The sequence below is a fragment of the Aeromonas media genome, from assembly GCF_020423125.1.
Taxonomy (GTDB): Bacteria; Pseudomonadota; Gammaproteobacteria; order Enterobacterales; family Aeromonadaceae; genus Aeromonas; species Aeromonas media.
In genome coordinates this window covers 1731954-1744224 of the sequence record NZ_CP075564.1, presented here as the reverse complement: position 1 = coordinate 1744224, position 12271 = coordinate 1731954, and the positions used below count along the sequence as shown (strand labels likewise).

Sequence of the window (12271 nt, the reverse complement as noted above, 5' to 3'; positions counted from 1 at the left end):
CCGGCGACAACGACCGTTCGGGCCAGCCTCTTCGCGGGCCCCCGAACCAGTCCGCTCACATGTGAGCGGGCAGTATATCAGCTAGAAAACCGCTTGCGCGTGCAATCTTCACCATTTGAAAGGAGGACTTTTATGGCTCATCACAGCCATGTTATCAGTACGCTGGTTCGCACCGAGAAACAGGCGCTGACCCTGTCGCTGTTCGGCTGCATCAGCTTCGCCATCTTCGGGATCGGCTACGGCCTGTTCGTCGGTTCCAACGCCATCATGCTCGATGGCATCTTCACCCTGTTCAGCATGGGCATGACGGGACTCGGACTCATCACCGCCTACCTGGTGACTCGCCCCTCCGACTCACGCTTCCAGTACGGCTATGCCCACTTCGAGCCCATCACCAACGTCATCAACGGCACCGTCATCCTGCTGCTCTGCCTCGGCGCCCTCTATAGCGGCATCACCTCCCTGCTCGAAGGGGGACGGGAGATAGACCTCGGCCACGCTCTCATCTACGCCGCCGTCTGTACCTTCTTCTGCGCCATTATCTACCGGATCGAGGCGGGCGTTGCCGAGCGGCTCAACTCCGAGCTGGTACGGGTCGACGCCAAGGAATGGTTGGTCGACACCCTGCTCAGCGCCACCCTGCTCATCGGCTTCGTGGTCGCCATCGGCCTCGACGCCCTCGGCTACGGCCACTACAACCGCTACATAGACCCGGTGCTGGTTACCCTGCTCGCCCTGTGCGCCACCCTGATCCCCATCAAGGTACTCGGCCGCAACCTGCGGGAAGTGTTGAAAATCGCTCCCAAGGGGGATGTTTCGGCGCGGGTCGAGAGCGAGATAGATGCCCTGCGCCAGCGCCATGGCATCGAGTGCTACAGCCATCTGGCGAAAAGCGGCCGCCGCTTCGATCTCGAACTCAACATTCTGGTGGCCCCCGGCCAGGAATGGCCCGTCGAGCGCCAGGATGCCCTGCGCCAGGAGCTCTGGTCCCGCCTCGGCGATACCCTGGGAGATGCCTGGCTCTCGGTATGCTTCACCCGCGAGAAGCGCTGGCTGTAGTAAGCAGCAAGGCGGAGCCTGCCCGGTAAGCTCCGCCCGCCCCTGTCCCCCACAGTGGGCGGCATGCCTCTCCCCCTCGCGCTTCCTTGGGTGTCCTCTTGCCAAACGCGGGATTCCCGTTATCATCAGGGCTCACTTTTGACCCGAGGTTTTATTGCCCATCATGGACAACCCCCGAAGTAGCCCTTCGTTTTTCCCCATCAAAGCCTATCTGTACCTGCTCAATCAGCGCCTCTGAAAACACTCGAGCCTTAGCCTGCCACGGCCCTTGCCGTGAGCGACATCCACTGCGTCTGTTTTTATTGAGGTCATCCTAATGGAATTCTTGCTGGACCCGTCTATCTGGGTCGGTCTGTTCACCCTGATCATCCTCGAGATAGTGCTCGGGATCGACAACCTGGTCTTCATCGCCATCCTGGTGAAGAAGCTCCCTCCCGCCCAGCGGGACAAGGCCCGGCTCATCGGCCTCTCCCTGGCCCTGATCATGCGCCTCGCCCTGCTGAGCGTGATGTCCTGGCTCGTGACGCTCACGACCCCCATACTGCACATCTGGGATCACCCCTTCTCGGGGCGGGATCTCATTCTGATGGGGGGCGGCCTCTTCCTGCTGTTCAAGGCCACCTCGGAGCTGCATGAGCGGCTGGAGGCCAAGCCGGAGGAGCAGGGCCCGGCCGGTGTCTATGCCGGATTCGGGGTGGTGATCGCCCAGATCCTGGTGCTGGATGCCGTCTTCTCTCTGGACTCCATCATCACTGCGGTCGGCATGGTGGAACACCTGGGCGTCATGATGGCGGCCGTGACCATCGCCATGGTGGTGATGGTGATCGCCTCCAAGCCCCTGACCCGCTTCGTCAACGCCCACCCCACCGTGGTGGTGCTCTGCCTGAGCTTCCTGCTGATGATAGGCTTCAGCCTGGTCGCGGAGGGCTTCGGCTTCCACATTCCCAAGGGCTATCTCTATGCGGCCATCGGCTTCTCTGTGCTCATCGAGTTCTTCAATCAGCTCGCCCAGCGCAGTGCCCAGCGCCACGAATCCAGGCAGCCCCTGCGCGAGCGCACCACGGCCGCCATCTTCAAACTGATGGGGGGCAGCCGGGCCAACCAGCACCCGCAGCAGGATGAGGAGGAGGAGCTGGAGGCCCCCCGCCCCATCAGCTTCGGAGAGGAGGAGCGTTACATGGTGACCGGGGTGCTGTCGCTCGCCGAGCGCTCCATCCGCACCATCATGACCCCCCGCGCCGAGATGGAGTGGATCGACGTCAATGACTCCCCGGACGAGATCCGGGCCCTGCTGCAGCGGGCACCCCACAGCCTGTTCCCGGTCTGCGACGGGGAGCTGGATGAGATCATCGGGGTGGTGAAGGCGCGGGATCTGCTGTTTTCCCTCAACGAGGGGCAGTCCCTGGCCGAGCTCGCCAGGCAGAATGACCCCATCATAGTGCCCCAGACCATCAACGTGATCCGGCTGCTGGCGGAGCTGCGCCAGGCCAGGGGCAGCCTCATTCTGGTGGCGGATGAGTTCGGCATCATCCAGGGGCTGGTCACCAACCACGATCTGCTGGAGGCCATCGTCGGCGAGTTGCCGGATGAGGATGAGACCCCGGACATCGTCCAGGAGGGAGAGAGCTGGCTCATCAACGGCAGCACCAACATCCACCAGATAGAGCAGACCCTGGGCCATGACGGCCTGGTGAGCGAGAGCGATGAGTACGTGACCCTCGCGGGCATGCTGCTCTCCCACTTCGGCAGTCTGCCCACCAGCGGCCAGCAACTGCGCCTGGGTCAGCTCTGCTTCGAGGTGCTGGCGGTGAGCGAGCGCCGGATAGAGCGGGTGCGGGTCACCCCGATCGGCGCCAGCGCCGCCTGATCTGCCGCGACACTGAAGAGGGCCAACAGGCCCTCTTTTTCATGGCCTCAGGCCCATTGCTGTGCCAAGGGCAATTCTCTTCTGCAATTACCCCTCTTTTTCACAATGACAATCCCCTCTAGAGTCTCCTCCATCTCAACACGAGGAATTCACCATGCACCACGATCCCCTGTTCTGCCCCCTTCGCCTCGGCCAGTTGCACCTCTCCAACCGCATCGTCATGCCGCCCATGACCCGCTCCCGCGCCAGCCAGCCCGGTGATCTGGCCAACGCCATGATGGCCACCTATTACGCCCAGCGCGCGGGCGCCGGTCTCATCATCGGCGAGGGCACCCAGATAGATCCCCTGGGCAAGGGCTATGCGTGGACCCCGGGCATCCACAGCGCCGAGCAAGTGGCCGGCTGGAAGCAGGTGACCGATGCGGTGCACGCCAGGGGGGGCATCATGTTTGCCCAGCTCTGGCACGTGGGCCGGGTCACCCACCCGGACAACATAGGCGGCGCCCAGCCCATCTCTTCCTCCGCCATCAAGGCCGAAGGGGTGAAAGTGTTTGTCGACAACGGCAGCGATGCCCCCGGTTTTGTGGAGACGGTCACTCCCCGCGCCATGACCCAGGCCGACATCGACGCCGTGGTGGGCCAGTTCCGCCAGGCCGCCCGCAATGCCATGGAGGCCGGCTTTGACGGCATAGAGCTGCACGCCGCCAACGGCTACCTCATCAACCAGTTCCTCGACTCCGAGTCCAACGCCCGCACCGACAACTACGGCGGGTCGCTTCAGAACCGGCTGCGCTTCCTGAAAGAGGTGACACAAGCGGTCAGTGCCGAAATCGGAGCAGACCGCGTCGGGGTGCGTCTCGCGCCACTCACCACCCTCAACGGTACTGTCGATGCGAACCCGCAGGAGACCTATCTGGCTGCAGCGAAGCTGCTGGGGGAAATAGGCATCGTCTATCTGCATATCGCCGAGGCGGACTGGGACGATGCCCCCCTGATGGCGGAGGGCTTCAAGCAGGGGCTGCGGGATGCCTTCCCCAACACCCTCATCTATGCGGGAAAATATGACGGCGAGCGAGCCAGAGCCGCGCTGCAGGCGGGCTGGGCCGACCTGATTGGCTTCGGTCGCCCCTTCGTGGCGAACCCGGATCTGCCGAACCGGCTGCGCCACGGCTATCCCTTTGCCCCCCACGATCCCGCCACCCTGTTTGGCGGTGGTGAGCAGGGGCTCATCGACTACCCCGTCTATCAGGCCGAAACAGCGTCACAGCCTGCCTGAGACTGGCAACCAGCCTGGCCTCGGAGCCACGCGCCCGCCCTTATCGGCGGGCGCGTTGTTGTTGAACGTCCGGGTGCTAGTAGAGAGCCACCCCATGGCAAGCACCATAGCCCCTGATCTCCTGGGTCAGCTTCACCTTGTCGGCGAGGCTCAGCCAGCTCGCCTCCACCCCATTGAGGGAGAGGCGGCAGAGCTGCTCCCGCGTGGCACCGAGACTGTTCGCCAGCGCCTGGAAGTTGGCCCCCATGTAGCCGCCAAAATAGGCAGGATCGTCGGAGTTGATGGTGACGCAGAGCCCCTGCTCCAGCAGGGTCAGTACGTTGTGATCCGCCATCTTGTCAAACACCCTGAGCCGTACGTTGGAGAGAGGACAGACGGTCAGGGGCAACCGGGTATCGGCCAGGTAGCGCACCAGCGCTGGATCCTCGGCGCAGCGCACCCCGTGATCGATGCGTTTGACCTGCAGCTCCTGGATAGTCTGCCAGATGTAGGCCGCCGGTCCCTCCTCCCCCGCATGGGCCACCACCGGCAGTCCCAGCTCACGGCAGCGGGCGAAGACCCGGGCAAACTTGCCGGGCGGATTGCCGAGCTCGCTCGAGTCGAGGCCAATGCCATGGATACGGGACAGATGAGGCCGCGCCTCCTCCAAGGTGGCGAAGGCCGCCTCTTCGCTTAAGTGCCGCAAAAAGCTCATGATGAGACGCCAGCTGATGCCAAGCTGCCGCTCACCCTGCTGCAATGCCCGCTCTATACCGCCGAGCACCGTCTCGAAGGGAATGCCGCGGGCACTGTGGGTCTGGGGATCGAAGAAGATCTCCACATGCACCACCTTGTCGGCGGCGCAGCGTTCCAGATAGGCCCAGGTGAGGTCGAAGAAATCCTGCTCGGTGACCAGCACGCTGGCCCCCAGGTAGTAGAGATCGAGAAAGGATTGCAGGCAGTCAAACTCATAGGCGGCTCGCAGGCTCGCCACGTCGGGCCAGGGCAGGGTCACCCCGTTGCGCTGGCCAAGGGCAAACATCAACTCGGGCTCCAGGGTGCCCTCGATATGCAGGTGCAACTCCAGCTTGGGCAAGCCGGCAATAAAGTTCTCCATGATGACGGCTCCATCGTCAGCGCCTGATGGTTAAGGCAAGTACAGGCGCCAACGGCGCCCTCCCTCTGCCGTCATTGTGCACCCATCTGACGCGCCGGGGGAGACTTGTCATCAAAGCGTCTTATAATGGCGGCACAAAAAAGCCATAAGTGATTGAAGACATTCGAGGTTGGCAACCACCTCCCCCTACAAGGAGTTCCCATGAAGAAAAGCGTCATCTGCGATATCGACGGCGTCATCCTGCACAACAACGATCTGGTGCCCGGCGCCGACCGTTTCGTTCATCGCCTGCTGGAGCAGGGCAGCAAGCTGTTGTTCCTCACCAACTACCCGGCCCAGACCCAGAAAGATCTGCAAAACCGCTTCCGCTCCGCCGGGATCGAGGTGCCAGAGGAGTGCTTCTATACCTCCGCCATGGGCACCGCCGACTTTCTCAAGCGCCAGGATGGCAAGAAGGCCTATGTGATCGGCGAAGGGGCCCTGACCCACGAGCTCTACAAGGCCGGCTTCACCATCACCGACATCGACCCCGACTTCGTGGTGGTGGGGGAAACCCGCAACTACAACTGGACCATGATGCAGCTAGGGGCCAAGTTCGTGGATCAGGGGGCACGCTTCATCGCCACCAACCCCGATACCCATGGCCCCATGATGCACCCGGCCTGCGGCGCCCTCTGCGCCCCCATCGAGCGGATGACCGGCAAGAAGCCGTTCTACGTCGGCAAGCCGAGCGCCTGGATCATCCGCGCGGCGCTCAACCGGATGGAGGCCCACTCCGACGACACCATCATCATCGGCGACAACCTGCGCACCGACATCCTGGCGGGTTTCCAGGCCGGTCTCGAAACCGTGCTGGTGCTTTCCGGAGTGAGCAAGGTGGCGGACATCGACCGCATGCCGTTCAGACCGAATCACATCTTCGACTCCGTAGTCGACATCGATATCGTCTGATCCCCTTCCTTGGTCCCCCTTGGCAAGGTGGCGCACATCGTTTAACGTAAGCGCAACATTGTTAAACAAACTAAACGGGAGCAGGACGCTCCCCTCGCCACCCCAAGGACGCACCATGAAGAGCCTGAACGACTGGATCCTGCTGGACCAGCACCCCGTCTCTCCTACCCCGCTGATGCCCGCCCCAGAGCGGATCCGGGCCGGCAACCCGAGCCAGACCCTCTGGAACCACTATTCGGACCCCAGTCAGCAGTTTCACGTGGGCTTCTGGGCTTGCGAGCCCGGCCGCTGGGCCATCCACTACACCGAGCACGAATATTGTCAGCTGCTGGAAGGGGAAGCGCGGATCCACGACGGCCAGGGGGGCGAGCAGCACCTCAAGCCGGGGGATCAGTTCGTCATCCCGGCGGGCTTCGTCGGCGAGTGGGAGACCCTCACCCCCTGTCGCAAGGTCTATGTGATCTTCGAGCCCGCCGCGACTTGACGCCAACGTCAACCAGGGCCCTGTCTGCGGCCCTTTTTCATGCCGGCCAGGTTGACGTTTGCGGCATGATTTTGTGCGGTTTTCCCGCTTGCAAAAGGTTTTTGCACTAGGCATTGTGATTGGCGAGGAATGTAAATGGAATTTCGAGCCCAAACGTGGGGGGCTCATATAAAAATCAAGAGGATTACCGCCAATGTGTTCTATTTTCGGCATTCTGGACATCAAGACCGACTCCGCCGCCTTGCGCAAATCGGCCCTGGAGATGTCCAAGCGACTGCGTCACCGCGGGCCTGACTGGTCCGGCGTCTACAGCTCCGACAAGGCCATCCTGGTGCACGAGCGCCTGGCCATCGTCGATCCGGGCAATGGCGCCCAGCCGCTCTACAACCCGGAGCGCACTCACGTATTGGCCGTCAACGGCGAGATCTACAACCACAAGGAACTGGAGAAGAACCTCAAGGTCGACTTCCAGTTTCAGACCCACTCCGACTGCGAGGTGCTGCTCGCCCTCTACAAGGAGAAGGGCCCCGCCTTCCTGGACGATCTGAACGGCATCTTCGCCTTCATCCTCTATGACGCCGAGCAGGACGCCTACCTGATCGGTCGCGATCATATGGGGATCATCCCCCTCTACACTGGCCGCGACGAGCATGGCAACTTCTACGTCGCCTCCGAGATGAAGGCCCTGGTACCGGTGTGCAAGAGCGTCGAGACCTTCCCGCCGGGACACTACCTCTGGAGCAAGGATGGCGAGCTCAAACAATGGTACAAACGCGACTGGATGGAATATCAGGCAGTCGAGCACAACGTCAGTGACAAGGCCGAGCTGAAAGCCGCGCTGGAAGCGGCGGTCAAACGCCAGCTGATGTGCGACGTGCCCTACGGCGTGCTGCTCTCCGGCGGTCTGGATTCGTCCGTCATCTCCGCCATCACCAAGCTCTATGCCGCTCGTCGGGTAGAAGACGATGGCAAGAGCGAAGCCTGGTGGCCCCAGCTGCACTCCTTCGCCGTCGGCCTGGAAGGCTCGCCGGACTTGGCCGCCGCCCGCAAGGTGGCCGATCACCTCGGCACCATACACCACCAGATCCACTTCACCGTGCAGGAAGGGCTGGATGCCCTGCGGGACGTCATCTATCACCTCGAGACCTATGACGTCACCACCATCCGCGCCTCCACCCCCATGTATCTGATGGCGCGCTACATCAAGGCGATGGGGATCAAGATGGTGCTCTCCGGCGAAGGCTCCGACGAGCTGTTCGGCGGCTACCTCTACTTCCACAAGGCCCCCAACGCCCGGGAGTTCCACGAGGAGAACGTGCGCAAGCTGGCCTCCCTGCATCTGTATGACTGCCTGCGGGCCAACAAGTCCATGGCCGCCTGGGGCGTGGAGGGCCGCGTGCCCTTCCTCGACAAGGAGTTCATGGACGTGGCGATGCGCCTGCAGCCCGCCGACAAGATGTGTGGCAACGGCAAGATCGAGAAGCACATCCTGCGGGAAGCCTTCGAGGAGCTGCTGCCCCACGAGGTGGCATGGCGCCAGAAGGAGCAGTTCTCCGACGGCGTGGGCTACTCCTGGATTGACAGCCTGAAGGCCATGGTCGAGACCGAAGTGACGGATCAGATGTTCGAGGCGGCGGCGTTCCGCTTCCCCGTCAACACTCCGCTCACCAAGGAGGCCTACTTCTACCGCGCCATCTTCGACGAGCACTTCCCGCTGGAGTCCGCCGCCCGCACCGTGCCCTACGGCAAGTCGGTCGCCTGCTCCACCCCGACCGCGCTGGAGTGGGATGCCAAGTTCAAGGAGATGGCCGACCCCTCCGGTCGCGCCGTGATGGACGTCCACCAGCAGAGCTACTGATCCGCAAGCGGACAGAGCCCGACCAAACAACAAGGCCCCTCTCGAGGGGCTTTGTTGTTTTCTGCCATTTCACTCCCGCTTTTTTGCTTATCTCCTTCCCTGTTTGCGGCTTGGCGAAGGGGTTCGCTCGTGTCACATTATTCCGGCTTGGAAGCAACGACAATACAAGGAAGAGACGATGAAACGACTGTTACTGCCCCTGATGCTGGGCACCCTGCTGTTCAACGGCGCCGCCCGCGCGGGTGACCACCTCTGGGCCAGGGGCTTGCCCGATTACAGTCAGGGCTATGACGAGCAGCGGGATCCGGCGAAAGATCTCGCCGCTGCCACCATCAGGGCGCAACAAGAGGACAAGCAGGTATTGCTGCTGGTGGGGGGCGAGTGGTGCAGTTGGTGTCAGGAGATGAACCGCTTCCTGGACCGGGAGCCAGCCCTTGCCAGTCAGTTCAACCAGACCTTCGTGGTGGTCAAGGTGAACGTCAGCAAGGCGAACAAAAACGCCCCCTTCCTCAAGGCCTATCCAGAATATCTGGGGGTGCCCCACTTCTACGTGCTGGACGCCAGAGGCAAGCTGCTGGAGTCCTTCAACACCGGATTGCTGGAGAAGGGGAAAAGTTACGATGAGGCCAAGTTTGGCAAGTTTATCCGCTACTTTGAGCGCCAGGATGCTCGTAGCTGACAAGCCCTGACAATGATGCAAACACCCCGCACGGTCGGCTGACGGTGCGGGGTGTTTGTTGTTTATCACGGGGAAGAATCAGGCTTGCGCATCCGGCTGATTGGCGGGGGCCGCCTTGACAAAGGCCTGCAACTGCTCGCAGTTGGCAACGATGCGCGCGATGGTGGGGTAGTCGTCCAACGTCATGTTGAAGCGGTGGGCGTTATAGACCTGGGGCACCAGCATGCAGTCCGCCAGGGTCACCTCGTTGCCCACGCAATAGACGCCGGCCGTGGTCATCAACAACTGCTCCAGGGCGGTGAAGGTCTCGTCAATCCAGTGGCGATACCAGGCATCGCGCGCCGCCTTGCTCTGCCCCAGCTCCTGCTCCAGGTAGTTCAGCACCCTCAGGTTGTTGAGGGGGTGAGTGTCGCAGGCGATCATGTTGACTATCTGGCGCACCCGGGCCCGCTCCTCGGGGGCGGAGGGCATCAGGGGGTAGGCCGGATAGGTCTCGTCGAGATACTCCATGATGGCCACCGACTGACCCAGCTGCACATCCCCGTCGATGAGAAAAGGCACCAGCCCCTGGGGATTGACCCGGCGATAGGCCTTCTCTTTCTGCTCACCCTGTCTCAGATTGACCGGGTGTTGCTCATAACCAAGTCCCTTGAGTTGCAGCACCAGACGCACGCGAAAGCTGGCCGATGAACGCCAATATCCAAACAACTGCAGCATATTATGTCCCTATGGTGGCAGGTGTGTGCCACCTGCCGTGTCGCCTGGCCGACCTTGGCCGGCCCAGGCCTTACTAGCTCGTCTGACTGGCGCCCCCTTGCGTGACCCGTTGCAAAATGGTGCCAAACAGACTCATCCCGTTGCGATCCTGCATCGCGATGGACACTGTATCACCAAAGCGCAGAAAGGGTGTAGTGGCTTGACCTGACTCGATAATTTCCAGCATCCGCTGCTCGGCGAGGCAGGAGGATCCCCGGCTTCTGTCGTAGTTGGAGACGGTGCCCGAGCCTATGATGCAGCCCGCGCCAAGGGGCCTGGTCTTGGCCGCGTGGGCAATCAGCTCGAAGAAGTTGAAGGTCATGTCGAGCCCCGCATCCGGCTCCCCGAACAGGGCGCCGTTGAGCTGGGTCACCAGGGGCAGATGCACCTTGCCCTGCTGCCAGTCGCTGCCGAGCTCGTCCGGGGTGATGGCCACCGGCGAGAAGCTGCTGGAGGGTTTGGACTGGAAGAAGCCAAAGCCCTTGGCGAGCTCCCCGGGAATGAGGTTGCGCAGGCTCACGTCGTTGACCAGCATCAGCAGCTTGACGTGCTCCTCTGCCCCCTGCGCGCTGGTGCCCATGGGCACGTCGTCGGTGATGACGGCCACTTCCGATTCAAAGTCGATGCCCCACTCCTCCGACCCCATGACGATGGGGCCGCGGGGGGCGAGGAAGCTGTCGGAGCCCCCCTGGTACATCAGGGGATCGTGCCAGAAGCTCTCCGGCATCTCGGCGCCACGCGCCTTGCGCACTAGCTCCACGTGATTGACGTAGGCGCTGCCGTCGGCCCACTGGTAGGCGCGGGGCAGCGGGGAGAGGCAGGCCGTCTCATCGAAGGGGAAGGCATCGGGGCAGGCGCCGTCGTTGAGGGCCTGATAGACGGCGGTCAGCCGGGGGGCGAGATCGCTCCACTCATCCAGCGCCCCTTGCAGGGTGGGGGCTATGTCGGCCACGGCCACCGCCCGGGTCAGATCCCGGCTCACCACCACCAGGGCGCCATCGCGTTTGCCATTGTTCAAGGTTGCCAATTTCATATCGAATTCCTTATTTGCCGATGGTGCCGTCTGGCCGCTGCCAGCTGGAGACATAGTGGGGATCCTCTATCCCTTCGCAGATCTGGCCGACTCCCAGGGCATCCCGGGTGTCGAGCATCACCGCCACCTCGTCGGTGAACTTTTTGGCATGGGCCTGCCCCGCCGCAAAGGCCTTGGGATGGGGGCCGTGAGTGAAGCCGGCGGGGTGGAAGGTGACCATGCCCCGCTCGATGTTGTCCCGGCTGAAGAAGTCCCCGGCGTGGTAGAAGAGCACCTCGTCAAAGTCATCGTTGCTGTGGTAGAAGGGCACCCGCAGCGCCCCGGGATCGCTCTCGATGGGGCGCGGCACGAAGGTGCAGATGACGAAGCGGCTCGCCACGAAGGTGGAGTGGGCCGACGGCGGCAGATGGTAGCGGTGGCTCATCAGGGGGCGGATGTCCCGCCAGTTGAGGCGTACCACGCAGAGATCCCCGTGCCAGCCCTGGGCATCCAGGGGGTTGAAGGGCCAGGTGATGACCGAGACCTGATCGTGGCGCTTGACCTGCAGCGACCAGGGATTCTCATCCTGCTGGGCCAGGAAACACTCATCGATGGCGGGCACGTCAAGGGCCGCCGGATCGAAGATGGCGTGGTTGCCCACCAGCCCCTTGTCCGGCAGCTGATAGCTATCCTCCGTCGCCTCTATCATCAGGATGAAGAGCGGCGCGGTCGGCTCGATGCGCCACATGGTGCCACGGGGGATCACCACGTAGTCCCCCTCTCGCAGGGTCAGATGGCCGTAGTCGCAGAAGAAGTCGCCGCTCCCCTCGTGAATGAACAAGAGCTCGTCGCCATCGGCGTTGCGCACCAGAAACGGCATCGACTCGGTCAGGCGCCACATCCGGTAGCGGCAGTGGGGGTTGCTGAGCAGATCCGGCATCACCCAGGGGGAGAGGGAGCTCACCGCCTCGCCGAGGGCATTGAGATCAAACAGCCGCGGTCGCAGCGGCCCCTCCCAGCTGCTCCAGTCGGTGGGGGCATGCTTGTGGTGCATGTGGGTGGCGGGGCCGAAGAAGCCGCTGCGCCCGAGCTCGCGCTCGTAGATGGCCTGCTCGGGCAGGTCGGCGTGGGCCTGGCGGGAGTGGGTCCCCTCCCGGTGGGGGAAACTTATCCAGTTACGCATGGCTGTGTACCTCCCATGAAATGAATACCGGCCGACGAGCTAGCATCCCG

The 12271-nt window shown here is 62.8% G+C and carries 11 protein-coding genes; 7 read left to right on the top strand and 4 right to left on the bottom strand.

Annotation, left to right across the window (positions count from 1 at the left end):
* Positions 1 to 132: 132 nt before the first annotated feature.
* From KI797_RS08055 to KI797_RS08045, 3 genes are all read left to right on the top strand, one after another.
* Complete coding sequence (locus tag KI797_RS08055; protein WP_005330229.1) at positions 133 to 1059, top strand: cation diffusion facilitator family transporter; 927 nt, start codon at positions 133 to 135, stop codon at positions 1057 to 1059.
* A gap of 316 nt (positions 1060 to 1375) precedes the next feature.
* Positions 1376 to 2926, top strand: a complete 1551-nt coding sequence (locus KI797_RS08050; RefSeq protein WP_005330231.1) for a TerC family protein — start codon at positions 1376 to 1378, stop codon at positions 2924 to 2926.
* Between the two features lie 154 nt (positions 2927 to 3080).
* Positions 3081 to 4202: an alkene reductase gene (locus KI797_RS08045; RefSeq protein ID WP_042649321.1), complete on the top strand. Its 1122-nt coding sequence runs from the start codon at positions 3081 to 3083 to the stop codon at positions 4200 to 4202.
* Positions 4203 to 4278: 76 nt separating this feature from the next.
* Here the strand turns inward: KI797_RS08045 and KI797_RS08040 are convergent, their stop codons facing one another.
* Positions 4279 to 5298 (bottom strand): adenosine deaminase, encoded by a 1020-nt coding sequence (locus KI797_RS08040; protein ID WP_226172477.1) that lies wholly within the window; start codon positions 5296 to 5298, stop codon positions 4279 to 4281.
* Between the two features lie 201 nt (positions 5299 to 5499).
* Here KI797_RS08040 and KI797_RS08035 point away from each other — a divergent pair, with 201 nt between their 5' ends.
* The 4 genes from KI797_RS08035 to KI797_RS08020 all read left to right on the top strand — a co-directional run bounded on the left by KI797_RS08035 (position 5500) and on the right by KI797_RS08020 (position 9270).
* Positions 5500 to 6249 carry an HAD-IIA family hydrolase gene (locus tag KI797_RS08035; protein WP_005302324.1) on the top strand — a complete coding sequence of 250 codons (750 nt, stop codon included), beginning with the start codon at positions 5500 to 5502 and terminating at the stop codon, positions 6247 to 6249.
* A gap of 115 nt (positions 6250 to 6364) precedes the next feature.
* The gene (locus KI797_RS08030; RefSeq protein ID WP_226172475.1) at positions 6365 to 6733 is read left to right on the top strand and encodes a cupin domain-containing protein; all 369 of its coding nucleotides are present in this window, start codon (positions 6365 to 6367) and stop codon (positions 6731 to 6733) included.
* A 193-nt stretch (positions 6734 to 6926) separates the two neighbouring features.
* Entirely contained in the window at positions 6927 to 8591 is a 1665-nt protein-coding gene (gene asnB / locus KI797_RS08025; RefSeq protein ID WP_171273670.1) for an asparagine synthase B, read from the top strand.
* 178 nt (positions 8592 to 8769) lie between these two features.
* Positions 8770 to 9270 (top strand): thioredoxin family protein, encoded by a 501-nt coding sequence (locus tag KI797_RS08020; RefSeq protein WP_226172472.1) that lies wholly within the window; start codon positions 8770 to 8772, stop codon positions 9268 to 9270.
* Between the two features lie 78 nt (positions 9271 to 9348).
* Here KI797_RS08020 and maiA read toward each other — a convergent pair whose 3' ends face one another.
* The 3 genes from maiA to KI797_RS08005 all read right to left on the bottom strand — a co-directional run bounded on the left by maiA (position 9349) and on the right by KI797_RS08005 (position 12221).
* A complete protein-coding gene (maiA, locus tag KI797_RS08015) occupies positions 9349 to 9987 on the bottom strand; it encodes a maleylacetoacetate isomerase (RefSeq protein WP_041205966.1) in 639 nt (212 codons plus the stop codon).
* A 73-nt stretch (positions 9988 to 10060) separates the two neighbouring features.
* Positions 10061 to 11059, bottom strand: a complete 999-nt coding sequence (locus tag KI797_RS08010; protein ID WP_226172469.1) for a fumarylacetoacetate hydrolase family protein — start codon at positions 11057 to 11059, stop codon at positions 10061 to 10063.
* Positions 11060 to 11069: 10 nt separating this feature from the next.
* Positions 11070 to 12221, bottom strand: a complete 1152-nt coding sequence (locus KI797_RS08005) for a homogentisate 1,2-dioxygenase (protein ID WP_226172467.1) — start codon at positions 12219 to 12221, stop codon at positions 11070 to 11072.
* Between the last annotated feature and the right edge of the window lie 50 nt (positions 12222 to 12271).